General features: G+C 59.2%; 27 protein-coding genes. 11 read left to right on the top strand and 16 right to left on the bottom strand.

The genetic code is table 11. The features are described from left to right. Positions 1-31: 31 nt before the first annotated feature. The 10 genes from L9059_RS22420 to L9059_RS22375 form a co-directional block, all read right to left on the bottom strand. Positions 32-535: a DUF2878 domain-containing protein gene (locus tag L9059_RS22420; RefSeq protein WP_247293095.1), complete on the bottom strand. Its 504-nt coding sequence runs from the start codon at positions 533-535 to the stop codon at positions 32-34. Continuing rightward, complete coding sequence (locus L9059_RS22415; RefSeq protein ID WP_247293094.1) at positions 528-1,799, bottom strand: SAM-dependent methyltransferase; 1,272 nt, start codon at positions 1,797-1,799, stop codon at positions 528-530. Before L9059_RS22415 ends, L9059_RS22420 begins: the two co-directional genes overlap by 8 nt. Continuing rightward, positions 1,786-2,601, bottom strand: coding sequence for a DUF1365 domain-containing protein (locus tag L9059_RS22410; RefSeq protein WP_247293093.1), 816 nt, complete (start codon positions 2,599-2,601; stop codon positions 1,786-1,788). The genes L9059_RS22415 and L9059_RS22410 overlap by 14 nt, the downstream gene beginning before the upstream one ends. Then, a complete protein-coding gene (locus L9059_RS22405) occupies positions 2,598-3,845 on the bottom strand; it encodes an NAD(P)/FAD-dependent oxidoreductase (RefSeq protein WP_247293092.1) in 1,248 nt (415 codons plus the stop codon). The genes L9059_RS22410 and L9059_RS22405 overlap by 4 nt, the downstream gene beginning before the upstream one ends. Beyond that, a complete protein-coding gene (locus tag L9059_RS22400; RefSeq protein WP_247293091.1) occupies positions 3,842-4,624 on the bottom strand; it encodes an SDR family NAD(P)-dependent oxidoreductase in 783 nt (260 codons plus the stop codon). Before L9059_RS22400 ends, L9059_RS22405 begins: the two co-directional genes overlap by 4 nt. Before the next feature lie 69 nt (positions 4,625-4,693). Next, the gene (gene phrB, locus L9059_RS22395; RefSeq protein WP_247293134.1) at positions 4,694-6,139 is read right to left on the bottom strand and encodes a deoxyribodipyrimidine photo-lyase; all 1,446 of its coding nucleotides are present in this window, start codon (positions 6,137-6,139) and stop codon (positions 4,694-4,696) included. Between the two features lie 20 nt (positions 6,140-6,159). After that, positions 6,160-7,101 (bottom strand): MerR family transcriptional regulator, encoded by a 942-nt coding sequence (locus L9059_RS22390; RefSeq protein ID WP_247293090.1) that lies wholly within the window; start codon positions 7,099-7,101, stop codon positions 6,160-6,162. Continuing rightward, positions 7,102-8,061, bottom strand: a complete 960-nt coding sequence (locus L9059_RS22385) for a YbgA family protein (RefSeq protein ID WP_247293089.1) — start codon at positions 8,059-8,061, stop codon at positions 7,102-7,104. Between the two features lie 271 nt (positions 8,062-8,332). Beyond that, positions 8,333-8,548 (bottom strand): TIGR02450 family Trp-rich protein, encoded by a 216-nt coding sequence (locus tag L9059_RS22380; RefSeq protein ID WP_247293088.1) that lies wholly within the window; start codon positions 8,546-8,548, stop codon positions 8,333-8,335. Beyond that, on the bottom strand, positions 8,545-9,531 hold the full coding sequence (locus L9059_RS22375) for an NAD(P)/FAD-dependent oxidoreductase (protein WP_247293087.1): 987 nt from the start codon (positions 9,529-9,531) through the stop codon (positions 8,545-8,547). Before L9059_RS22375 ends, L9059_RS22380 begins: the two co-directional genes overlap by 4 nt. Before the next feature lie 195 nt (positions 9,532-9,726). On the opposite strand from L9059_RS22375, the gene L9059_RS22370 reads away from it, so the two are divergent. Both L9059_RS22370 and hemH read left to right on the top strand, forming a co-directional pair. Next, positions 9,727-10,629, top strand: a complete 903-nt coding sequence (locus L9059_RS22370; RefSeq protein ID WP_247293086.1) for a TIGR01777 family oxidoreductase — start codon at positions 9,727-9,729, stop codon at positions 10,627-10,629. A 13-nt stretch (positions 10,630-10,642) separates the two neighbouring features. Beyond that, positions 10,643-11,668 (top strand): ferrochelatase, encoded by a 1,026-nt coding sequence (hemH, locus tag L9059_RS22365; protein ID WP_247293085.1) that lies wholly within the window; start codon positions 10,643-10,645, stop codon positions 11,666-11,668. A gap of 145 nt (positions 11,669-11,813) precedes the next feature. Here hemH and L9059_RS22360 read toward each other — a convergent pair whose 3' ends face one another. After that, complete coding sequence (locus L9059_RS22360) at positions 11,814-13,088, bottom strand: uracil-xanthine permease family protein (RefSeq protein ID WP_247293084.1); 1,275 nt, start codon at positions 13,086-13,088, stop codon at positions 11,814-11,816. A 2-nt stretch (positions 13,089-13,090) separates the two neighbouring features. Next, positions 13,091-13,729 carry a uracil phosphoribosyltransferase gene (upp, locus tag L9059_RS22355; RefSeq protein WP_162437175.1) on the bottom strand — a complete coding sequence of 213 codons (639 nt, stop codon included), beginning with the start codon at positions 13,727-13,729 and terminating at the stop codon, positions 13,091-13,093. Between the two features lie 166 nt (positions 13,730-13,895). Here upp and L9059_RS22350 point away from each other — a divergent pair, with 166 nt between their 5' ends. From L9059_RS22350 to L9059_RS22335, 4 genes are all read left to right on the top strand, one after another. Continuing rightward, positions 13,896-14,453, top strand: a complete 558-nt coding sequence (locus L9059_RS22350; RefSeq protein WP_017340733.1) for a hypoxanthine-guanine phosphoribosyltransferase — start codon at positions 13,896-13,898, stop codon at positions 14,451-14,453. A 3-nt stretch (positions 14,454-14,456) separates the two neighbouring features. After that, positions 14,457-14,930 (top strand): WbuC family cupin fold metalloprotein, encoded by a 474-nt coding sequence (locus L9059_RS22345; RefSeq protein WP_247293083.1) that lies wholly within the window; start codon positions 14,457-14,459, stop codon positions 14,928-14,930. Positions 14,931-15,082: 152 nt separating this feature from the next. Then, positions 15,083-15,568, top strand: a complete 486-nt coding sequence (locus tag L9059_RS22340; protein ID WP_247293082.1) for a hypothetical protein — start codon at positions 15,083-15,085, stop codon at positions 15,566-15,568. Between the two features lie 63 nt (positions 15,569-15,631). Beyond that, positions 15,632-15,919: a PA4642 family protein gene (locus L9059_RS22335; protein ID WP_247293081.1), complete on the top strand. Its 288-nt coding sequence runs from the start codon at positions 15,632-15,634 to the stop codon at positions 15,917-15,919. A gap of 76 nt (positions 15,920-15,995) precedes the next feature. On the opposite strand, the gene mqo is transcribed toward L9059_RS22335, so the two are convergent. Further along, positions 15,996-17,504, bottom strand: coding sequence for a malate dehydrogenase (quinone) (mqo, locus tag L9059_RS22330; RefSeq protein WP_247293080.1), 1,509 nt, complete (start codon positions 17,502-17,504; stop codon positions 15,996-15,998). A gap of 737 nt (positions 17,505-18,241) precedes the next feature. Next, positions 18,242-18,475, bottom strand: a complete 234-nt coding sequence (locus L9059_RS22325) for a hypothetical protein (RefSeq protein ID WP_247293079.1) — start codon at positions 18,473-18,475, stop codon at positions 18,242-18,244. Between the two features lie 197 nt (positions 18,476-18,672). Between L9059_RS22325 and L9059_RS22320 the strand changes: the two genes are divergently transcribed. After that, positions 18,673-19,257: a YajG family lipoprotein gene (locus tag L9059_RS22320; protein WP_247293078.1), complete on the top strand. Its 585-nt coding sequence runs from the start codon at positions 18,673-18,675 to the stop codon at positions 19,255-19,257. Positions 19,258-19,382: 125 nt separating this feature from the next. Here the strand turns inward: L9059_RS22320 and L9059_RS22315 are convergent, their stop codons facing one another. Beyond that, entirely contained in the window at positions 19,383-19,589 is a 207-nt protein-coding gene (locus L9059_RS22315; RefSeq protein WP_247293077.1) for a hypothetical protein, read from the bottom strand. 193 nt (positions 19,590-19,782) lie between these two features. Here L9059_RS22315 and L9059_RS22310 point away from each other — a divergent pair, with 193 nt between their 5' ends. Beyond that, entirely contained in the window at positions 19,783-20,061 is a 279-nt protein-coding gene (locus tag L9059_RS22310) for a hypothetical protein (protein WP_247293076.1), read from the top strand. A gap of 34 nt (positions 20,062-20,095) precedes the next feature. Here the strand turns inward: L9059_RS22310 and L9059_RS22305 are convergent, their stop codons facing one another. Next, positions 20,096-21,262: a 1-acyl-sn-glycerol-3-phosphate acyltransferase gene (locus L9059_RS22305; protein WP_247293075.1), complete on the bottom strand. Its 1,167-nt coding sequence runs from the start codon at positions 21,260-21,262 to the stop codon at positions 20,096-20,098. 138 nt (positions 21,263-21,400) lie between these two features. Between L9059_RS22305 and L9059_RS22300 the strand changes: the two genes are divergently transcribed. The 3 genes from L9059_RS22300 to L9059_RS22290 form a co-directional block, all read left to right on the top strand. Next, the gene (locus L9059_RS22300) at positions 21,401-21,583 is read left to right on the top strand and encodes a CPXCG motif-containing cysteine-rich protein (protein WP_247293074.1); all 183 of its coding nucleotides are present in this window, start codon (positions 21,401-21,403) and stop codon (positions 21,581-21,583) included. Between the two features lie 12 nt (positions 21,584-21,595). Beyond that, a complete protein-coding gene (locus tag L9059_RS22295; RefSeq protein WP_247293073.1) occupies positions 21,596-21,856 on the top strand; it encodes a putative signal transducing protein in 261 nt (86 codons plus the stop codon). Between the two features lie 35 nt (positions 21,857-21,891). Continuing rightward, positions 21,892-22,129: SOS response-associated peptidase family protein (locus L9059_RS22290; protein WP_247293072.1), on the top strand; the 238-nt coding region annotated here is incomplete at its 3' end.

The following is a 22,129-nucleotide window of genomic DNA, read 5'->3' as shown; positions in this document are numbered from 1 at the left end:
GCCCCGCGAGTGTGAAAGGCCTGACAGACGTTTAGCGTGGAGTGTTCGACGCCAGTCGTCTTGCCATGAAATGCAGCAGCGGAAACAGCAGAGCCCAGAGCAGGCCGATGCCCGCCAGCGTTAGCCAGGGTCCATACGGAAACTGCACGCCCGCCAACTGGCTGCCGGCGTAATACGACAGCGGCCCGCCGAGGCCGCCCAGGACGCTGGCGAGCCACCAAGGCTTGGCGCTCCAGGCCAGGCAGTGGCGCAAGGTCGTGGCCAGCAGTGCCCATAGCAACATTAGCCACAGCGGAATCAAGGGCGCGACATCGGTGAAGGCGAACACCCCCAGCCAGCGCAAAGTACTGTCCACTGTAGTTCCCACCAGGACCACACTGAGAATCAAGCGACCTTCATCGCTCCAGCTACTTATCCACAGCAGATGAATCACCAGAGCTGCCAAGGGCACCAGTAACCACAAACTGTCGCCACCCACTACGCAAGCGAACCAGCCCAACTGGAACAACACGGCATTGGCAAGACGCTCAAGCATCAAATCGACCCAGTAGCGGCGCAGTGATTGCCGCCGGTTTGGCCAACAACATTTGCGCGGTACCGATGGTACGTTCCAGGAAGCCACCTTCGCAGTAACACAGATAAAACTCCCACAGACGCAGGAAGTGATCGTCGTAACCCAGCTCACTCAGGCGATTGTGCGCTCGGCGAAAATTCTCATGCCACAGGCGCAAGGTCTTCGCGTAGTGGAGGCCGAAGTCCTCCATGTGCAGGAGGTTCATGTCGGTGTCGCGGCTGACGATCTCGAGCATTTTCTGCACGCAGGGCAGGGCGCCGCCGGGAAAAATGTAACGCTGGATGAAGTCGACATTACCCTTGGCTTGCTCGTAGCGCTGCTCGCGGATGGTGATGGCCTGCAATAGCATCAGTCCGTTGCTCTTGAGCAACTGCGCGCATTGCTTGAAGTAAGTCGGTAGAAAACGGTGACCGACGGCTTCGATCATTTCTATCGACACCAGCTTGTCGTACTGGCCGGTGAGGTCGCGGTAGTCGGACAGCAGTAGCGTGACCTGATCTTGCAGCCCGAGCGCCTCGATCCGTTGCGCGGTAAACGCGAACTGCTCTTTGGACAGCGTGGTGGTGGTGACCTTGCAGCCATATTGCTGTGCCGCATACAACGCCATGCTGCCCCAGCCCGTGCCAATTTCCAGCAGGTGATCGGTCGGCTTGAGCGCGAGCTTCTGGCAGATCCGCTCCAGCTTGTTCAACTGTGCCTGCTCAAGGGTGTCCTCGGGCGTGAGGAACTGTGCCGCCGAGTACATCATGGTCGGGTCAAGAAACTGCTCGAACAGATCATTGCCCAGGTCGTAGTGAGCGGCGATGTTCTTCTGTGAGCCCTTGCGTGTATTGCGGTTGATCCAGTGCAGGCCACGCACCAGCGGCCGCCCCAGTTTTGCCAGGCCACCCTCCAGTGCGTCCAGCACCTCGAGGTTGCTCACGAATACCCGCACCACGGCGGTCAGGTCCGGCGAACTCCAATAACCATGGATGAACGCTTCCCCGGCACCGATCGAGCCATTGCTCGCCACCAGGCCCCATGCCGCAGCGTCGAGAATGTGGATTTCACCGAGCAAATGACTGCCCGGAGTGCCGAACACCTGGCGCTCGCCGTCTTCGACGACCACGAGCTGTCCGTGTTTGAGGTGCGCCAGTTGCCGCAATACCCCGCGACGCAATAATAGGCCCGTGATGCCATTGGTATTGAACAACGAGGCCTTGGCCGAAACGCTAGGGGATTTCATGGCGGCAGTCCTTGGGGGCAACAGTGGCGGTTTGAACGCTGCCATCGGCAGGTTGATGAGCAAAAACGGGAGCACCCTTGAACAGCAGACGTACGGCTTGCCAGTAAATCGCCAGGCAGGTTTTCCCGGTCATCCAAGGGAAGCGGCGCAAGTAGCGATGCAGGCTGGCGCGATCCAGGACTTCGCGCTCCAGATTGAGCGTGGCGTCGAACAACTTCAGCTCGCCTTGCCAGTCCGCCATATGTACGCCGAGCTTCGCCGCGGCAGGACTGAAGCTCATCCGGTACTCAAGATCCCGGGGTAAAAAAGGCGACACATGAAATGCCTTGGCCACCGCGAAATGCTGATGGAAATCCCCGAGGTTTTCCGGCGTTCTGGCAGGTAGAACGTAGTGATAGCGTTCACGCCAGGGGGTATTGGTGATTTCGCACAAAATCGCCGCCAGCTGGCCATCGGCTTCATGGCAGTAGAAAAAACTCACTGGATTGAATGCCAGGCCCCAGCTGCGCACTTGCGTCAGCAGGCAGATCGAGCCTTGTGGTTCATGGCCGATGGCCTGGCCAACCTGTTGGCGAACCGCGTCGATCAAACGCATGCCGTTGCCCGTGAAGGCCTTGAGGTAATCACCTTCACGAAACGAGAACGGCGCCAGGCGGCTGCGACCTGCCAATGGCGACAGCGCGAGTACCTCGTCCTGTTCGTCCAGATCCAGGTAGAGCAAGCCGATCCTGTAGCGAAATTGGTGCTGCCGCGGACTGAATCGTCGGTGTGCAATCCAGCCGCTGTAGAGGGCGCTGTTCACAGGATTTCACCCAACGCGCCAGCCACGCGCAGTGCGCTGACCACGCCATCTTCATGGAACCCGTTGCCCCAATAGGCCCCGCAGTACCAGGTATGGTGCACGCCATTGAGCTCCTCCCAGCGAGCCTGGGCGGCGACGGCGGACAGGCTGAACTGGGGATGGGCGTAGGTGTATTTGGCCAGCACTTTGAAAGGGTTGATGCCGGCGCTCTGGTTCAGGCTGACGCAGAACCGCGTGGTGCTTTCGATTCCTTGCAGCAGGTTCATGTCATAGGTGACGGCCGCTGAAGTACGGCCGGGTCCCCCAAGCCGATAATTCCAGGCCGCCTGGGCGAGCTCGCATTCTGGCAGCAAGCGAGTGTCGGTATGTAACACCACTTCATTATCGGCGTAGGGCAAGGCGCCGAGGATCGATTGCTCGGCGGCGCTCGGCTCGGCGAGCAGTTTCAGCGCCTGATCGCTGTGGCAGGCGAACACCACTTTATCGAAGCGCTCGATGCCGGCAGCACTGTGGATAACAACGCCGTCCTCGTCGCGCTCTACCCGCGTGACCGGGCAGTTGACGCGAATCCGCTCGGCCATTGGCGCGATCAGGGGTGCAACATAGGCACTGGAGCCGCCCTCAATGACTTGCCACTGAGGGCGATGACTTACGGACAGCAGGCCGTGGTTCTTGAAAAAACGCACGAATGCCTGGAGTGGGAAGCCCAGCATGTCGGCCATGGACATCGACCAGATCGCTGAGCCCATGGGCACTATGTAATGCAAGATGAAACGTTCACCGTAGCCCCCTGCCTTGAGGTACTGATCCAAGGTGGTATCGGCACTGATGCGTTGTTCTTCCAGGTCGCGCAGCGCCTCTTTATTGAAGCGCAGGATGTCGCGCAACATGCCCCAAAATCCCGGTGACAGCAGGTTGCGGCGCTGGGCGAACAGGCTGTTCAAATTGTTGCCGTTGTATTCCAGGCCACTGTCCGGATCGGTCACTGAAAAGCTCATGGCCGTTGGTTTGAAGCGCACACCGAGGAGACCGAGCAGGCGAATGAAATTCGGGTAGGTCCAGTCGTTGAACACGATGAAACCGGTGTCCACGGCGTAATTGCGGCCGTCCACGGTGACATCGACCGTGTGGGTATGCCCGCCGATCCAGTCGCTGGCTTCGAACAGGGTAATCTCGTGGCTGCGGTTAAGCATATAGGCGCTGGTCAGCCCCGAAATGCCGCTGCCGATGATGGCGATTTTCACGGGATGTCCTGCATCGGTGGATTGCTGCGCACCATGCGCTTGCCTATCGCCAGCTTGACGCTGTTGGGCATCTTCGACAGTGGCCAGAGGGCCGCCATGAACAGCGCCGGGAAGGCTATTTCCAGTGGCCGATTGTTGAGTTTGGCGAAAATATGCCGGGCGGCTTTATCCACAGGCCAGCTGAGGGGCATTGGAAAATCGTTTTTTGCCGTCAGTGGGGTATCGACAAAGCCCGGACTGACCACCGTCACTTCGATGCCTTCGCAGGCCAGGTCGATGCGCAGGGATTCGAACATGTAGCGCAAGCCCGCCTTCGACGCGCCGTAGGCCTCGGCCCGTGGCAACGGCAGGTAGGTGACCGAACTAGCCACTCCTACCAGGTGCGGCGCAATGCCGGCGCGTAACAGGGGCAGGGCGGCTTCGACGCAGTAGGCGCTGGCGAGCAGGTTGGTGCGCACCACGTGTTCGATGATCGAGGCATCGAAGTGCTGGGCATCGACGTATTCGCAGGTGCCGGCATTGAGGATCACGGTATCCAGTGACCCCCATTGCTGGGCGATCTGCTCGCCTATTTCGCGGACCGTCTGGCTGTTGGTCAGGTCGCCCGCGACCATCAGGACTTGTCCGGGATAACGTTGCGACAGCACTTTCAACGGCGCTGTCGAGCGCGAGCTAACCGCCAGGTGCGCGCCGGTCTTGAGGATCTCTTCGGCCAATGCGGCACCAATCCCGCTGCTGGCGCCGGTCAACCAGTAACGGCGTGGAGGTGTAAGGCTCATCCAATTCTCCTTTGCAGCCCGGCGATCACCGGGCACATCGCAAACTGTTCGGCAAAGCGCCGTGCGAAATCATTCATGGCGGCTTCCTGCATCCTGCCTTGACGGCAGGTTCTTGAATGCGGCCAGCGCCCGTTGGCGCGAGGTGCTCAAATTGACGATCGGCGATGGATAGTCGGCGACACCAAACAGCCCGCCAAGATTGGCTGGGTTGTGAACTTCCTTTTTATTCAATCCATGCAGCTCCGGTACCCACTGCTTGATGAACACGCCTTCGCTGTCGAATTTTTCCGACTGGCTCAGCGGATTGAAGATGCGGAAGTAGGGTGCGGAGTCGGTACCGGTGGAAGAACTCCACTGCCAGCCACCATTATTCGCTGCCAGGTCGCCGTCGATCAGATGACGCATGAAAAAGCGCTCACCTTCGCGCCAGTCGATCAGCAGGTTTTTGGTCAGGAACATGGCCACCACCATGCGCAGACGGTTGTGCATCCAGCCGGTTTCAAGCAGTTGGCGCATGGCGGCATCGATGATCGGCAAACCCGTGCGCGCCTGCTGCCAGGCCAATAGCTCTTCAGGCGCATCGCGCCAGGCCAGGGCCTCGGTTTCCGGGCGGAACGCGCGGTGGCGAGAGACACGCGGATAGCCGACCAGAATGTGTTTGTAGAATTCGCGCCACAGCAGCTCATTGATCCAGGTGACCGCCCCGACCTTCCCGCTTTCGAATTCGCCTTGATTACTTTGCAAGGCCGCATGCAGGCATTGGCGAGGGGATATCACCCCGGCTGCCAGGTAGGCCGAAAGCTGGCTGGTACCCGGTTTGGCAGGAAAGTCTCGCTCGCTTTTGTAGTAGTCGATTTGGGCGTCGACAAAGGTGTCCAGGCGGCGCCGCGCTTCGGCTTCACCTGCGGCCCAAAACGAACGCAAGTGTTCGCCGGGCGTTTCAAAGCCTTCGACGTGGGCTGGGACCTTGTCGCTTTTGATGTTCAGCAGGGGCTGTGGGGCGGGTGTCGGGACCCGCGCCGGCAGCGAGTGGTGCAGGCGTTCATAGCACACCTTGCGGAACTGGCTGAAGACCTGAAAATAAGTACCGGTCCTGGTCAGCACGCTGCCTGGCTTGAACAACAGCTGGTCGAGGTAGCTGTAAAAACCGACATCTTTAGCGCTGAGCGCCTCGGCCACTTGAGCGTCCCGATGGGTTTCGTTGACGCCGTACTCCTCGTTGACGTGTACCGCGTCGATCTGCAATTGCTGGCACAACTCGACTAGCACTTGCGGCGCTTGATCCCAGCGGGCAGCGGTGCGGATCAGCAGAGGGATGTTCAGTTCGCCCAGCGAGCGACTCAGGTCAGTAAGATTGCGCAGCCAGAAATCCACCTTGCAGGCGGCATCGTCGTGCTCCAGCCATTGTTGCGGACTCAACAGGTAGACGGCCACACACGGGCCACGGGCAGCGGCGGCCGAGAGTGCGGTGTTGTCGTGCAGGCGCAGGTCACTGCGCAGCCAGATCAATTGCATGCTGGTGTCCGCTGAGCTCATCAGATAACTCCCCGCAGAACCAGTTCATGATGTGCCGACAGGGGATCTTCGGCCAGGAACAGCTCTGGAATACCGGAGGTTTTTGCGGACAACTCGACGTGGTGGATGCAGACAGTTGGTCCGGCAATCAATTTTGGGCAACCGACACCGTTAAAAAGTTTCGGCAGCTGCGCAAGATTCATCGCTTTGCTGGAGTACAGCAGCACGCCGCGGGCTTGCAGGTGTTCAACCGCCAGGGCCAGCTCCCCGGTCGGTAGCGGCCAGTCGAACACCTCGACGGGGCAGTCGGCGCTGCTGACCAGCCAGGCCGTCAGCCACAGGTGGGGTTCCAGTGGCAGGTCCGATTGATTGACCAGCAGTAGCGGCGCGCCGCGTAACTGCCGGTTGTTGTGGTAGATGCGCGCGCCAAACTTGCTGCGCAACCAGGAATAAAAGAATCCTCGCTCCATCTGCGCGCCAAACTGGCCCTGCCAGCGTTGCTCCAGTTCCTTGAGCAGCGGCAGCAGCAGTTGTTCGCACAAGGTCCGCGGCGGATACAGCGCCATCGCCTGATTGACGGTGTCGTCGAGGGCTCGTTCGCTCAAGCCGGTGACTGCCAGCAGCAAGGTCTGGCGCAGCACATGCCAATCGTTTTCGATCGGTTCGATGATCACCTGCGGGGTGTCGAGCAGTTGCTTGACCTGGCTGACGGCTACTCCGCGATTGAGCCAGGTGAGAATGGTCAGGATGCGTTGCACATGTTCAGCCGAGAACAGCCGGTGCCCCTTGGGTGTACGTTGCGGCACGATCAGACCATAGCGCCGCTCCCAGGCGCGCAGTGTCACGGCGTTGACTCCTGTTTGCCGGGCCACTTCACGGATCGGCAGCCAGCCTTCGTCCAGGGCTTTCTTGAAATCGTCGCCGAGGTCTTCGCCGGCGCTGGTGTCGAGTTGGTTAGTCATTTAAATCGCATTTCGCAGGCTGAGGTTTTCCGGGTGCGGTTGCAGGTAAACCTGCTGCGCGATGTAAGGATCCGGGTGTTGGCGGAAGTGGTGCTTGAGCAGGGTCATCGGCACGACCAGTGGCACGATGCCGTGGCGATATTGGCCAATGACGCGCTGCATTTCCTCTTTGTCTTCGGCGCTGATCGCCTGTTTGAGGTAACCGCTGATGTGCTGCAGGACATTGGTATGGGTGCGCCGCGTGGCGCACTTTTTCAAGGCTGCCATCAGCTCGCTGAAATAGCGCGGGCCGATTGTTTCCGGCTCTGTCTGACCCATAGTGCCCAACAGGTTGCCCAAGGTTTTGTATTGCACCGGGTTGTGGGCCATCAGTTGGTATTTGTAGCGGGAGTGGAATTCGGTGAGGCCGCGACGGCTGAGGCCTTCTCGCAATAATTGTTGCCAGGCGCTATAGGCGAATACCCGAGTCAGGAAGTTTTCCCGCAGTACCGGGTCATTGAGTCTGCCGTCTTCTTCCACGGGTAAATCCGGATGACGCGCGCAGAAGGCCTGGGCGTAGATGCCACGACCGCCACCGTCTACCGGTGCACCGTTGGCGTGGTAAACCTTGACCCGGTCCAGGCCGCATGAGGGTGATTTCTGCATAAAGATGTAGCCGCAGATATCGCCCAGTTCGGTGGCCATTTTCTCGCCATAGGCAGCCAGAGGTTCAGTGACGTTAAGGTCTGGGTTGACCGTGCCGACTGCTTGAGGATGTTCAGCATCGCCAACCAGGCGAATCGGTTGGCGAGGAATGCCCAGGCCTATCGCCACTTCAGGGCAAACCGGCACGAAATCAAAGTAATCGGTGAGTGTGCGACTGCACAGGCGCGATTCCTTGTGTCCGCCGTTGAAGCGAACTTCGGCGCCCATGAGGCAGGCGCTTATGGCAATTTTCGGTTTCACGGCGGAGTTGGACATCAGAGCACCTCGAATCCAGACCTGTACAAATCCGAAGATCTGTACAACATGACTTCATCATAGATTCGAAGCTGTACAAGTCAAATGATTTGTACAGGTTTTATGAAGGGCTTATGCATGCCCCGTCGGTGGGGGTTGCCACGGGCGGCGTTTGGCCGCGATGACTCTGCAGGGGCAAGCTTACTCGCGATGGTGGTTAACGATGACGCGGGAAACCTGGATGAACGCGGCGTCTGGGATTTCTTCGCGAGCAAGCTCGCTCCTACAGGGGTTAATTCCAGCCCAGTATCCAGGTGTCGCTGTTTTTCAGGGTTTGCCAGCTCAGGCGCTGGCTGCGCTTGGTCAACACTGCCTGCAATTCAATTTCCAAAACCACGCCTTCCTCGTCACGGAACAGCTCGGTCACCATAAAATGTTTTTCGCGGTGTTGCGGGTGGGCTGCTGTCCATTTTGACAGCAGCAGTTTACCTGGGTTGATACTATTCATTGCAGGTGCTCGTGCAAACGGCGGGCAGCTTCCTGGCCGCTGAGCCAGGCACCTTCAACGCGGCCTGACAGGCACCAGTCGCCGCAAGCATAGAGTCCCAGATCGGCGTCAGCCAGGGTGCCCCATTCATGGCTGCTGGCGGGCCGGGCGTAGAGCCAGCGATGGGCCAGGCTGAAGGTCGGAGCGGGCATGGCGCTGTGCAACAGTTCCGCGAAGGCGCCGTGCAATTGTTCGATCACAGCTTCCTTGGGCAGGTCAATGTGTTGCCGGCTCCAGGCGCTGGTCGCGTGCAGCACCCAAGTGTCCAGGGTGGTGTCACGTCCCGGTTTGCTGCGGTTGCGGGCCAGCCAGTCGAGCGGGCTGTCTTGTACGAAGCAACCTTCCATGGGTGTATCCAGCGGCTGGTCGAACGCCAATGCGATGGCCCAGGTCGGGTCCATTTTCACCCCGGCGGCGGCACCGGCGAGCTTCGGCGCTGAAGCGAGCAAGGCGGTCGCCTGTGGGGCGGGTGTGGCAATGACCACGTGGCTGAATGGCCCATGGGTAAAGCCTTCGGCATCTTGCAGGTGCCAGTGCTGCTCACCGCGATACACCTCGGTAATCCGGCAACCGAATTGCGCCTGCAGGTCGCCTAGCAGGCCGCGGGTGATGGCGCTCATGCGTGGCGTGCCAACCCAGCGGGTCTGTTCATCCGGTGACAGGTTGAGCTGGCCACCTTGGAAGGTATACAGCTGCGGCGTCCATTCGGCGACCCAGCCCTGGGCCTGCCAGCGCTGCACTTCGTTGACGAAGCGACGGTCACGTGCAGTGAAATACTGCGCGCCCATGTCCAGGGCCCCCGCATCGCTGCGCTTGCTCGACATGCGACCGCCACTGCCGCGGCTTTTATCGAAAAGTTGGACAACATGCCCGAGCTCCGTGAGGGCTTGGGCGGCGGAGAGCCCGGCGATGCCGGTGCCGATGATTGCGATAGGTACAGTCATAGGGGCCTCGTTTACCTTTCTGTACAGACTACGCCGTGGTTTAAACCTGTACAATATTGTTTTTTGGTATAACTTTTAGCGTTCTAGTTCTGACAGGTTGGCCTATTGTTTAAACAGACACTGCCCGACACCAAAGATCCCTGCTTATAAAAATAGACTAGTGAGCAGGATAAAAGGCCACGCGAGGAAGAAGTCATGCACATATTGCTGACCGGCGGTACTGGTTTGATAGGGCGCCAACTTTGCCGACACTGGCTGAGCCAGGGACACACGCTGACCGTCTGGAGCCGCCAACCTGAAAAGGTTGCGAAAATCTGCGGCACCGAGGTCCGTGGAATTGCCCGGCTGGAAGACCTGGGGCAGACGCCTGTCGATGCCATCGTCAATCTTGCAGGCGCTCCGATTGCCGATCGACCCTGGACATCCAAACGCAAGGCGCTGTTGTGGAGCAGCCGCATCGCGCTGACCGAAACCTTGCTGGCCTGGCTGGACACCCGCGAACGGAAACCAGCGGTGTTGATCTCCGGTTCTGCGGTCGGCTGGTACGGCGACGGCGGCGAGCGTGAGCTGACCGAGGAGTCGGCGCCAGTGATTGACGATTTTGCCAGTCAGCTGTGCATTGCCTGGGAAGAGACCGCCCTGCGCGCGGAGGCCTTGGGCATCCGTGTCATCCTGATCCGCACCGGGCTGGTGTTGTCGGCCGACGGCGGCTTTTTGTCGCGCCTGTTGCTGCCCTTCAAACTCGCGATGGGCGGGCCTCTGGGCAATGGTCGGCAATGGATGCCGTGGATCCATATCAAGGATCAGATCGCCTTGATTGATTTTCTTCTGCACCAGAACACTGCCAGCGGTCCTTATAATGCCTGTGCGCCGAAACCGGTGCGCAATAGTGAATTCGCCAAAACCCTGGGTGCCGTTTTGCATCGTCCAGCGTTCATGCCAATGCCGACCCTGGTGTTGAAAGTGTGTCTGGGGGAAATGTCGCTGCTGTTGCTGGGTGGCCAGAAGGCCATGCCGGTCCGCTTGCTGGAAGCGGGTTTTACCTTCCAGTTCACCGATTTGCGTGCGGCTTTGGACGACTTGTCCAGCCGCCTTTGAAATAGGACATTGCATGACCGATCACGCATTGCTTCTGGTCAACCTGGGCTCCCCGGCCTCCACTTCGGTGGCGGATGTGCGCAGTTACCTCAATCAATTTCTCATGGACCCGTATGTGATCGACTTGCCATGGCCGGTGCGACGCCTGCTGGTGTCGCTGATCCTGATCAAGCGCCCGGAACAGTCAGCTCACGCCTACGCCTCGATCTGGTGGGAGGAGGGCTCGCCGCTGGTGGTGCTCAGCCGTCGCCTGCAGCAGGCAATGATCTCGCAGTGGACCCAGGGGCCCGTTGAGCTGGCCATGCGTTACGGCGAGCCGTCGATCGAGTCCAAGCTATTGGAACTGGTCGCCCAGGGCCATAAGCGAATTACCCTCGCACCGCTTTATCCGCAATTTGCCGACAGCACCGTGACTACGGTGATTGAAGAGGCGCGGCGGGTCGTGCGCGAGCGCAAGCTTGATGTGCAGTTCTCGGTGCTGCAGCCGTTTTACGATCAGCCGGAGTACCTCGACGCGCTGGTTGCCAGTGCGAAGCCGTACCTGGAGCAGGATTACGATCACCTGTTGCTGAGTTTTCACGGCTTGCCCGAGCGGCACCTGACCAAGCTGGACCCCACGGGGCAGCATTGTTTCAAGAATGAAGAGTGCTGCAGGAACGCTTCGCCAGAAGTGTTGGCCACCTGCTATCGCGCCCAATGCCTGCGCACCGCATCGGAGTTTGCCAAACGGATGGGGCTGGCGAATGGCAAATGGTCGGTGTCATTCCAGTCACGCCTGGGGCGGGCGAAGTGGATCGAACCCTACACCGAAGCCCGCCTTGATGAGCTGGCCGGAATGGGGGTGAAGAAAGTGCTGGTGATGTGTCCGGCGTTTGTTGCCGATTGCATCGAGACCCTGGAAGAGATTGGCGACCGTGGGTTGGAGCTGTTCCGCGAAGCGGGGGGAGAGGAGTTGGTGCTGGTGCCTTGTCTGAATGATGACCCGCAGTGGGCGAAGGCGTTGAGCACCTTGTGCGAGAGAGCGCCTTTGGCGCTCTAAAAGCTTCGCGAGCAAGCCCGCTCCCATTTTGGATAAGTGCTGAACAAAACATTGTGCACACTGAAAGTCCAATGTAGGAGCGGGCTTGGTCTGGGCGGCATTCCGACGAAGGCTTCCTGTCAGCCTGCGAAAACCTTGAGCCTGGTTAAATCAGCGGCTCATCCGCTTTCTTGTGCTTCCAGCTGTCATTCCCTGGCAGCAGCAGGTTCAGGGCAATGGCCACCACCGCGCACAGCGCAATGCCCTTCAGGCCGAAATCGTCCGGTCCAGTGCCAGTGCCAACCAGCACCCCGCCAATCCCGAACACCAGTGTCACCGATACAATCACCAGGTTGCGCGCTTCGCCGAGATCGATCTTGTGGCGAATCAACGTGTTCATCCCCACTGCCGCGATCGAGCCGAACAGCAGGCAGAGAATCCCGCCCATAACCGGCACCGGGATGCTTTGCAGCAGGGCGCCGAACTTGCCGACGAACGCCAGGCTGATCGCGAAGATCGCCGCCCAGGTCATGATTTTCGGGTTGTAGTTCTTGGTCAGCATCACCGCGCCCGTCACTTCGGCGTAGGTGGTGTTGGGTGGGCCGCCGAGCAGCCCGGCTGCCGTGGTCGCAATGCCGTCACCCAGCAGGGTGCGATGCAGGCCGGGCTTCTTCAGGTAGTCGCGCCCGGTGACGCTGCCGACGGCAATCACACCACCGATGTGTTCGATCGCAGGCGCCAGGGCCACCGGCACGATGAACAGGATCGCCTGCCAGTTGAACTCCGGTGCGGTGAAGAGCGGAATGGCAAACCAGGGGGCGGCTGCAATCTTCGCGGTGTCGACCACGCCGAAATAGAACGCCATGGCGAACCCCACCAGTACCCCGGAGATGATCGGTACCAGGCGGAAAATGCCCTTGCCGAATACCGCCACAATCAGGGTGGTGAGCAGGGCGGGCATCGAGATCAGCATCGCCGTCTGGTAATGAATCAGCTCAGTACCGTCGTCGGCCTTGCCCATCGCCATGTTGGCGGCAATCGGCGCCATGGCCAGGCCGATGGAGATGATCACCGGGCCAATCACCACTGGGGGCAGCAGGCGGTCAATGAACCCGGTGCCTTTGATCTTCACGGCGAGGCCGAGGAAGGTGTAGACGAAGCCTGCCGCCATCACGCCGCCCATGGTCGCCGCGAGGCCGAACTGGCCCTTGGCGAGAATGATCGGAGTGATGAAGGCGAAGCTCGACGCCAGGAATACCGGGACCTGACGGCCGGTGACGATCTGGAACAGGATCGTTCCCAGGCCTGCGGTGAACAGGGCCACGTTCGGGTCCAGACCGGTAATCAAAGGCATTAGTACCAGGGCGCCGAAGGCCACGAACAGCATCTGCGCGCCGGACAGGACCGTGCGCCAGAGCGGATCGTTGAACTCATCCTGCATGCTCAAGCGTCCTTCTGCTTGGTGCCGAAGATCTTGTCACCGGCATCGCCCAGGCCTGGAATGATGTAACCGTGTTCATTCAGTCTTTCGTCGATCGACGCGGTGTAGATGGTCACATCCGGGTGAGCCTTCTCCACCGCGGCAATGCCTTCGGGCGCGGCAACCAGCACCATGGCGCGGATGTCGCGGCAGCCGGCTTTCTTCAGCAGGTCGATGGTGGCAACCATGGAGCTGCCGGTGGCCAGCATCGGGTCGATGATCATCGCCAGGCGCTCGTTGATCTCCGGAACCAGTTTTTCCAGGTAGGTGTGAGCCTGCAATGTTTCTTCATTGCGGGCCACGCCCACGGCGCTGACCTTGGCGCCCGGGATCAGACTGAGCACGCCTTCGAGCATGCCGATGCCGGCGCGCAGGATCGGCACTACGGTGATTTTCTTGCCGGCGATTTTCTCGACCGACACGGTGCCGCACCAACCTTCAATATCGTAGGCTTCCAGGGGCAGGTCTTTGGTGGCTTCATAAGTCAGCAGTGCACCGACTTCCTGAGCGAGCTCGCGAAAGTTCTTGGTGCTGATATCTGCACGGCGCATTAGGCCAAGTTTATGACGGATCAGCGGATGGCGGATCTCGAGGATGGGCATGGGAAAAGCTCCGGCGGCGGGCAAAAAAAAGCGGCCTAGATTAATCTATCCGAGGGTGTTGTCCTATAGACATAGAGTACGTTAGTCCACAAACGCTTGATCTGACCTCGCTTGATGCGTACCTTTGCCCGCTTTTCCCGAATCCGTCACCCCCCTGGAGAGCACCATGTCCGCTGATCTCGAGCATATCCGTCAAATCATGCGAGAGGCTGACTGCCTGTACACCGAAGCTGAAGTCGAGGCCGCCATCGCCCGCGTCGGTGCGCATATCAACGAACAACTGGCTGAAACCAATCCGGTGGTGTTTTGCGTGATGAACGGCGGCCTGATTTTCGCCGGCAAGCTGCTCACCCACCTTCAATTCCCCCTGGAAGCGTCCTACCTGCACGCCACCCGTTATCGCAACGAAACCAGCGGTGGTGACCTGTTTTGGAAAGCCAAGCCGGAAGTGTCGTTCATCGATCGTGACGTGCTGATCATCGACGACATCCTCGACGAAGGTCATACCCTGGGCGCGATCATCGACTTCTGCAAACACGCCGGCGCGCGCAAGGTGCATACCGCCGTGCTGATCGACAAGGACCACGACCGCAAGGCTCGCCCGGACCTTAAAGCCGATTTCGTCGGCCTGCCCTGCATCGACCGCTACATCTTCGGTTACGGGATGGACTACAAGGGTTACTGGCGCAACGCCAACGGGATTTTTGCCGTCAAAGGGATGTAAGCAATGACCACGCCGAGCTTTCTTGATCAAACGCTGTTCGCTGAACTGGCCGAGAAAGCGGCGGCCAACCCGCGCGGGCGTCAGCATCACAACTTTCATCAAATGGAAGATGCCTGCCACCGCATGGCGGTGGGTTTGCAGCCCAATACCTATATTGCGCCTCATCGGCATTTGGGTGATAACAAGGCGGAAACCCTGCTGGTGCTCAAGGGCCGTCTTGGGTTGTTGATCTTTGATGAGTCCGGAGCGGTGGTGAGCAAGCGCATCCTCCAGGCGGGTGGCGACAGCATTGGCGTTGATCTGCCCACGGGTGTGTTTCATGGCCTGGTGGTGCTGGAAGCCGACAGCCTGATGTTCGAGTGCAAGGCCGGGCCGTATCGCCCGGTAGGCGAGGGCGAGTTGGCAGACTGGGCACCCCGTGAAGGCGAACCGGGTGTGGCCGAGTATCAGGCCTGGATGCGCGCCCAGTTCGATTGATCTTCAATCCCTGTGGGAGCGAGCCTGCTCGCGACAGCGGTGTTTCAGCCGCGTCGATGTCGCCTGGCCTGACGCTATCGCGAGCAGGCTCGCTCCCACCATGAATTATGTCTGCTCATGCTAAAGTGCTGGCCTCTTCTTCGGAGCCCGTCATGAGCCTTTTGATCCGCAGCTGCGCCGTCCTGTTACTGACCGCAAGCCTGCCCCTTGCCGCAGCACCTGCGCCAATGCACGCGCAGTTCCTGCCCCCCGATGACCTGACCCTGCGCGGCGAAGAGCCCGAGCAACAACAATTGCTCCAGGTTACCGACTACTCGGTGGTGGTGGGCAGTCAGCGTCAGTCGAACCAGCAGCCTATTCCCGTCACCTCACCACTGATGATTCGCCTCAAGGGCAAGTCCCTGAACAAGGGCGCGACCATCAGTCAGGTGCTGGTCAACTTCGACGGCGAGAGCAAGAGCCTGAAGAAGCCGGCATACGACAGCTCGAGCAAGACCCTGACGCTCTTCTACCCGATGGCTCAGTATCGGGTGTTGATCGACTTGCTGCGTAACGGCACGGTGTATTGCCAGTTTCTCAGCTACGCCAACGGCCACGTCTGGGCCGATCTGCACACAGGCAGCATTCGTCCGCGTTGAGTACGGCGCCAAGGGAGGGGTAAACTGCCCGCCCCGTGAAATGTCTGCGAGCTGGAGTCGGCAATGCGTAAAGATAAAAAGCAAGTGATTGGTGACGAGATTGGCGATGAGCAGATCAAGTTGTTTCTCGATTTCGAGCCGGTCGACGCCACTTCCCCGTCGCTGCACAAACTGATCAAGGCCTACCGCGGTTTGCGGGTCGATGATTTCGCGCGCTTCCTGACGTTTTTCGCCGAGGCCGGGTATGACCTGGATGGCAAGGATGAGCAGGGCAATGATTTTGTTGCGGTGATCAAGGATCAGCGCAGTGCGGCGGAATACATCGAGCTGATCGAAAAGGCTCGCGGTTAAAGATCTTAAATCTTTTCAGCGGCACAAAAAAACGCCCCGCTCTCAATGAGAACGGGGCGTTTTTTATGCGACCAAATCAAGCGTAGCTTTCGGTCTCGCTACTGGCTTCAACCAGTTCCAGCGCAACGTTGTTGTGTGCATTGATCTTGCGATAGAGCGCAGCGTCGGTTTCCAGGACCTTTTCCCGAGCCGGGAAAATTTCCGCCAATTTGGCCGCCCATTCACCGGACGCCTTGTTCGGGAAACATTTCTCGATCAGCTCAAGCATGATCGAAACAGTCACCGATGCACCCGGCGAAGCACCAAGCAGTGCTGCCAGGGAACCGTCTTTGGCTGCGACCAGTTCGGTACCGAACTGTAGGACGCCGCCTTTTTTCGGATCCTTCTTGATGATCTGCACCCGTTGGCCGGCCACTTCCAGGCGCCAGTCTTCGGCTTTCGCTTCAGGGTAGAAGCGGCGCAGGGATTCCAGGCGCTGTTCCATCGATTGCATCACTTCGCTGACCAAGTACTTGGTCAGGTCCATGTTGTTTTTCGCCACTGCCAGCATCGGACCGATGTTGCCGGCGCGAACCGACAGCGGCAGGTCCATGAAGGAACCGTGCTTGAGGAACTTGGTGGTGAAACCGGCGTAAGGTCCGAACAGCAGCGACTTCTTGCCGTCGACCACGCGAGTGTCCAGGTGCGGCACGGACATCGGCGGCGAACCCACGGCAGCTTGGCTATAGACTTTGGCCTGGTGGTGCTTGACCACTTCCGGGTTGTCGCAACGCAGCCACTGGCCGCTGATCGGGAAACCGCCGAAGCCTTTGCTTTCCTCGATGCCGGATGCCTGCAGCAACGGCAGGGCTGCGCCGCCTGCGCCGAGGAAGACGAATTTGGCGTCGACTTCACGGGTACTGCCGCTGTTGACGTCCTTGATGCTGACGGTCCAGCCGCTGTTATTGCGCTTGAGACCGGTGACGCGCTTGCAGTACTTGACCTGGGCATCGGGTGCGCTGGTCAGGTGCTTGAGCAATTGATTGGTCAGGGCGCCGAAGTTGACGTCGGTACCATTCATCACGCGAGTGGCGGCAAGCACTTCGCCGGCTGGACGGCCGGGCATCATCAGCGGCATCCACTCGGCCATGGTGGCCTTGTCTTCGGTGTATTCCATGTCCGAGAACGCGTGGTGCTTGCTCAGGACGCTGAAACGCTCCTTGAGAAAAGACACGCCGCTGTCACCCTGCACGAAGCTCAGGTGAGGCACCGGGCTGATGAACGATTTGCACGAGCCGAATGTGCCTTTGCGGGTCAGGTAGGACCAGAACTGCTTCGACACTTCGAACTGGGTGTTGATGTGCACGGCTTTCTTGATGTCGACGGTGCCGTCGGCGGCCTGCGGCGTGTAATTCAGCTCACACAGCCCGGCGTGACCGGTACCGGCGTTGTTCCACGGGTTGGAACTCTCCGCGGCACCGGAATCCATCAGCTCGACGACTTCCAGCTTGATCGCGGGGTCGAGCTCTTTGAGCAGTACGGCAAGGGTGGCACTCATGATGCCGGCCCCAACCAGTACTACGTCGACTGCTTCTTTATGCGCCATTTAACGCGTCTCCAAAATCTGCAGCACCAAATTGTCGGCATGGCTGCCAGGCGTTCCGGGGCGTGTCAGTGATGCCCCAAGTACCCATGGTCAGGATCGCCATGTCCGAATCTTCGCAATTTATCGCAACTTCGACGGACGCTACCGGCCGGGCTTATGAGCTACATGAACTCATTTCAGCGCGCGGGAGGCAATTCGACTTATGGTCGATACATCCGTTTGTGCAACCAAATCCGTAGCGGACAGGCTTCAGGCTCCGGTGTTCAAGGAGTACTCGGTCCTGTGTCGTTGGGCTGTTTCAGACGCTAATGGTGCATGTTCAGACGCAAAACTATTCATTTGCTCGCCACACTCTTGTGAAGTTGTGAAAACCCGTTTTTTTCACGCTCTTTTGAAGACGTGAACCTCAAAAAGGGCTGTCTCAGCCTGGCACTGTGCCCGGATGGATTGCCTTCATGTAATACATGACAGGCAAAACGGGCAAATAGCTCAGTGACCGAGCGTAATGACAGCTCTGCAGATTCGAGAAAAGTAGGGGGGCTGCTCAGGAAACAGCAAGCACGCCAGCTTCACTCGATCTGTGTGGGCGGCTCTCTGTGGGCGATGTCGAGGGTCAATACAGGCGCATTGACAATGTTGCGGGGCCCGATCAGGAGACGTCCTTATAATCGGGGGGAGATTGTAGCGAAGAAACGCAGGGAAATGGTCGTGTTTTACGACTTTTGTTCGGCGTCTGGTCAGGTGGTCAACATACGCTGCGCCCGCGCACGTGGCTGGCGCTGGTTCACCCGGGCACTTTGGGGCAGTGGATGATGCAGCCAGTTGAGGCGAATCTCGTCGATTTCGACCCAGCCGTCCCCCATTGGCTGGAGGCTGCACTGCTTGAAAGCCTGGCAGCGACCCTGGCGGTCGAGCAGGGCGAAGCAGCGATGCAACGGGCGGGGGGTGAACAGCGAAACGAGAAAGCGCATGGCAGGGTTCCTCCTGGAGACTGCCTGAAGGTTGGCATCAGGCCGTGACGCGAAAGTGTATGGGCGATGACACCTGTGTGACAGGCGTAGCGGTCTGAAATGCTTGTGGGACCTTTCCCTGATTGTTGCGCTGGTTCCCCGCTGTTACGCACCGCTATACTGCGACCTTGTCTGTGCCTGATTCTGGAGAGAAGAGCATGTTGCAACGCTTGTTGTTCGGTTTGATTACTGTGACCAGTTTGACCCTCGTCGGCTGCGCCCACAGCCCGCAACAACTGAGCCCGGAGCCGAAGCTGACTACTCAGCTGGCGCCGGTTGGCCATGGCCAGCAGGTGGTGGTGCGGGTAGTGGATGGTCGTCCTTCGCCAACCCTGGGTACTCGCGGTGGCATGTACCCAGAGACCAGCGCAATCACCGTGCAAGGTGCTCAGATCCTGCCGAAGTTGCAGGCCCAGGCTGAAGCAGCCGTGCGTTTGCTGGGCTTTACTCCAGTTGCCAGCGGCATGAACGCGCCGCAATTGACCGTGACCCTGGCCGATCTGAAGTATCAGTCGCCCAAGGAAGGCATGTACGTCACCGAAGCCACCATCGGCGCCACTTTCCGTTCCGATGTGCAGAATGCCAATCGTCGCTATAGCGGTCGTTATGGCGCCTCCCTGGATCAGCGTTTCGGCATGGCCCCCAACCAGGAAACCAATACCAAGCTGGTCAGTGACGTGCTGAGCGATGCTTTGACGCGCCTGTTCAAGGACCCGACAGTGGGTCAGATTCTCAGCGAATAACGCGAGCCCCGCAGGAGCTGCCGAAGGCCGCGATCTTTTGATCTTGTTCTTCGGCAGCTCTGAATCCTGCAAAAGCAAAATCAAACGATTGCGGCCTTCGGCAGCCCCTGCAGGGATATCTGCGCTTAGGCAGCTTGCGAGTAGAAATCCAGCACGCTGATCCCCGTCAGCAGATCCATCTCCGGCAAGTCCTCATGCTGATGCCCGCCCAATGCGCAATACACCAGCCAGCGGCGGTCCTGGACATTGAAGGACAGACTCCCCACAAGGTTCTGTTGTTCGTCGCTCGGTGCGATCAGGTAAAGGCGATCCTGGTTTTCGGCGTGCAGCATGACGTATTCCGTGTCGATTTCGAGGGGCGCCAGACTGACCCAGTCAGATGACGTCGCCGTGACACAGAACAGCATTTGGTCAGTTTTTCGTTATTTGTCGGAAAGGTAGGGCAGGTGGACGGCCTTTCGGTAGAATCCGCGCCGCAGTCGTCGATCTGGCGACTTGCCATACCAGATTCGCCAGAGGTTCGTGATGTCGCTGCATTTGATGACGCTGTTTACCGCCCATCCCGCCAAGTTGATCAACCTGCTGGCCCTGCTGCTTGCCTTTCCGGGTAGCTGGCTGCTTCATGCCACCCGTCGCCGCGAGCAGCGCGCGCTGGCCAGTATCGAGGCTCAGCGCCAGAGCCGGCCAAGCGTCGAGCCGACACTGGATTGGGCGACCTTGCGCATGAACCGGTTTTTCTATCGATTCGGCTTTGCGTGCCTTGGGGTGGCGCTGGTTGTGTCTTGGATCAGCACGCAGTTTTGAACACCGTGCTCCTGTGGGAGCGGGGTAAGCGGACTTAAAGCGGCAGCCCGGCCTTCACCCGATACTGATTACGCACCGGCGTCGCATATTGCTGCACCAGGAACGGCCGATGCTCCGCAGGGCATTCATCCAGGCGCCGTTGCCATTCCTCCTGGGCCTTGGCCAACTCATCTGCCGTGAACACCTTGGCAGCGCCTGGCACCTGCAGTTGCGGATCGGCGTCTTGCCACTGGGCGTAGGCCAGGTAGTGCACCGGAAACAGCCGATACCCCCCCAGGATCTGCTTGTCCATCTCGATCGCCAATTGCTTGGTGTCGTCGAATATCTGGGTGATCGGCGCCGCGAAGTTCACATGTACTCGACCCTTGTAGCCGGTAATCCCCTTGGCAATGCTTACATCGTCCTCGCCCGGCACTTTGCTGTAGGTGCCGGTGGTGGCGCGGATGAACAGTTCGCGGGCCTTGGCCTGGTCGCAGGGGTCGTATTCGTAACTGATCGATACCGGGGTCAGGTTCAATGACCGAATGACCTCGCCGAACGGCTCGTCCTTGCGGCTCATGTGGAACATCTTGAGGATCGCTGATTCGGTCCGGTCATCGCCATCCTTGGCCCGACCTTCCGCCTGTGCGATCCAGATCGAAGCGCAGTCGTTACGGATCGAGTGATTGATGTAGGCCGAGAGTAGTTGGTACGCCGCCATCTTTTCCCGGCGTCCGGAAATCGAGCGGTGCACGATGAAGCTCTTGTTCAGGCGCATCAGGTCGCTGACAAAGGGTTTCTGCAACAGATTGTCGCCAATCGCGATGCGTGGAGTCGGCAGGCCCGCATGGTATACGGCATAGTTGACGAAGGCCGGGTCCATCACGATGTCGCGATGATTAGCGATGAAAAGGTAGGCGCTGCCGGATTTGAATTGCTCGACGCCGCTGTAGGTTACGCCGTCGGTGGCACGTTCGATGGTGTGGTCTACATAGACCTCAACTTTATCCTGCAGGCTTGCCACTGAATTTACGCCGGCGAACTCACGCCGTAGCCGATGCGCTATAAGAGGTTTGAGGGCCCAGCCAAGGGCTCCGGCAAAACGCGGGAAGCGAAAGTGGGTGAGGATATCTAGAAACGCCTTGTCGCTGAGCAGCCGTGCCAGCACCGCCGGGACTTCGCTGTCGTTGTAAGGTCGGATGGTATCGAATTCGCCCATCATGCTCTCTTGTTGGAAACGGCTAGGGTAAGTAAAGGTTTTGATCGAAAACCAACGGGGCACGGTCTGAAAAATAGACAGACAAAAATAGCCCTGCAAATAGACCGGCGATTATACGCACAAGTCACCTGGGAGACCGTGATGCTGGAAACCGAGCCCTACAAATGTCCTTATTGTGGTGAGCAAGCCGAGGCCGTCTTGGATTTGTCTGGTGGCGATCAGACCTATATCGAGGACTGTCCGGTGTGTTGTCGTCCGATAACCTTTGTACTGCAGACTGACGGTCAGGAATGGTTGCTGGAAGTCCATAGCGAAAACGAGTGAAAGGTGCGTGATATGCAGCGAATCTATGAACCGGAAAACCTGATGGAAGGAGAGTTGCTGCAAGGCATGCTGGCCAGTGAGGGCATTAAGGCCCATCTGGTCGGGCGGGATCTGATCGGTGGTACGGGGGAGCTGCCGATCTACGGGTTGCTCGGGCTGTCGGTTGACAACGACCAGGCGGCATACGCTCGTGAGCTGATCAGCGCTTACAATGCCGCGCTGCCGCTGCCCGGGGATGAGCCGGAGAGTTTCCCCGGCACGCTGGTCTGTTAGGCTGGCGTTCGTTTGATCAAGAGTTGTGCTGCCCCATGTGTGGACGTTATGCCCTGTTTCGCTGGAACCCTGCCTTCGCGGCCCTGCCTGGTTTTCCCGCTGATCAGCAGGCCCAGTGGAACATTTCACCCTCCGATTCGGTGCTGATGCTGCGCGTTGGCGCTGATGGCCAGCGCGAGTTGGCGCGCGCGCGCTGGGGGCTGACCCCGCCGTGGTTGACCGATTTATCCCGCACGCCAGCGCATGCCCGGGCCGAAACCGTGGCCGAACAAC

The sequence above is a fragment of the Pseudomonas violetae genome, from assembly GCF_023072615.1.
GTDB lineage: Bacteria > Pseudomonadota > Gammaproteobacteria > Pseudomonadales > Pseudomonadaceae > Aquipseudomonas > Aquipseudomonas violetae.
The sequence above is the reverse complement of the archived record's forward strand: the minus strand, read 5'-3'. Positions and strand labels throughout refer to the sequence as shown.

Excerpts from the sequence above, each read along its gene's own strand:
- L9059_RS22305 (WP_247293075.1), bottom strand. The coding sequence starts at position 21,262 with ATGATGGGCGAATTCGATACCATCCGACCTTACAACGACAGCGAAGTC.
- L9059_RS22345 (WP_247293083.1), top strand. The coding sequence starts at position 14,457 with ATGACCACGCCGAGCTTTCTTGATCAAACGCTGTTCGCTGAACTGGCC.
- L9059_RS22385 (WP_247293089.1), bottom strand. The coding sequence starts at position 8,061 with ATGTCCAACTCCGCCGTGAAACCGAAAATTGCCATAAGCGCCTGCCTC.
- L9059_RS22315 (WP_247293077.1), bottom strand. The coding sequence starts at position 19,589 with ATGCTGCACGCCGAAAACCAGGATCGCCTTTACCTGATCGCACCGAGC.
- L9059_RS22325 (WP_247293079.1), bottom strand. The coding sequence starts at position 18,475 with ATGCGCTTTCTCGTTTCGCTGTTCACCCCCCGCCCGTTGCATCGCTGC.
- L9059_RS22390 (WP_247293090.1), bottom strand. The coding sequence starts at position 7,101 with ATGACTAACCAACTCGACACCAGCGCCGGCGAAGACCTCGGCGACGAT.
- L9059_RS22400 (WP_247293091.1), bottom strand. The coding sequence starts at position 4,624 with ATGAGCCTTACACCTCCACGCCGTTACTGGTTGACCGGCGCCAGCAGC.
- L9059_RS22320 (WP_247293078.1), top strand. The coding sequence starts at position 18,673 with ATGTTGCAACGCTTGTTGTTCGGTTTGATTACTGTGACCAGTTTGACC.
- L9059_RS22300 (WP_247293074.1), top strand. The coding sequence starts at position 21,401 with ATGCTGGAAACCGAGCCCTACAAATGTCCTTATTGTGGTGAGCAAGCC.
- upp (WP_162437175.1), bottom strand. The coding sequence starts at position 13,729 with ATGCCCATCCTCGAGATCCGCCATCCGCTGATCCGTCATAAACTTGGC.
- L9059_RS22370 (WP_247293086.1), top strand. The coding sequence starts at position 9,727 with ATGCACATATTGCTGACCGGCGGTACTGGTTTGATAGGGCGCCAACTT.
- L9059_RS22375 (WP_247293087.1), bottom strand. The coding sequence starts at position 9,531 with ATGACTGTACCTATCGCAATCATCGGCACCGGCATCGCCGGGCTCTCC.
- L9059_RS22295 (WP_247293073.1), top strand. The coding sequence starts at position 21,596 with ATGCAGCGAATCTATGAACCGGAAAACCTGATGGAAGGAGAGTTGCTG.
- L9059_RS22350 (WP_017340733.1), top strand. The coding sequence starts at position 13,896 with ATGTCCGCTGATCTCGAGCATATCCGTCAAATCATGCGAGAGGCTGAC.
- L9059_RS22415 (WP_247293094.1), bottom strand. The coding sequence starts at position 1,799 with ATGAAATCCCCTAGCGTTTCGGCCAAGGCCTCGTTGTTCAATACCAAT.
- L9059_RS22420 (WP_247293095.1), bottom strand. The coding sequence starts at position 535 with ATGCTTGAGCGTCTTGCCAATGCCGTGTTGTTCCAGTTGGGCTGGTTC.
- phrB (WP_247293134.1), bottom strand. The coding sequence starts at position 6,139 with ATGCAATTGATCTGGCTGCGCAGTGACCTGCGCCTGCACGACAACACC.
- L9059_RS22340 (WP_247293082.1), top strand. The coding sequence starts at position 15,083 with ATGAGCCTTTTGATCCGCAGCTGCGCCGTCCTGTTACTGACCGCAAGC.
- mqo (WP_247293080.1), bottom strand. The coding sequence starts at position 17,504 with ATGGCGCATAAAGAAGCAGTCGACGTAGTACTGGTTGGGGCCGGCATC.
- L9059_RS22310 (WP_247293076.1), top strand. The coding sequence starts at position 19,783 with ATGTCGCTGCATTTGATGACGCTGTTTACCGCCCATCCCGCCAAGTTG.
- L9059_RS22335 (WP_247293081.1), top strand. The coding sequence starts at position 15,632 with ATGCGTAAAGATAAAAAGCAAGTGATTGGTGACGAGATTGGCGATGAG.
- L9059_RS22380 (WP_247293088.1), bottom strand. The coding sequence starts at position 8,548 with ATGAATAGTATCAACCCAGGTAAACTGCTGCTGTCAAAATGGACAGCA.
- hemH (WP_247293085.1), top strand. The coding sequence starts at position 10,643 with ATGACCGATCACGCATTGCTTCTGGTCAACCTGGGCTCCCCGGCCTCC.
- L9059_RS22360 (WP_247293084.1), bottom strand. The coding sequence starts at position 13,088 with ATGCAGGATGAGTTCAACGATCCGCTCTGGCGCACGGTCCTGTCCGGC.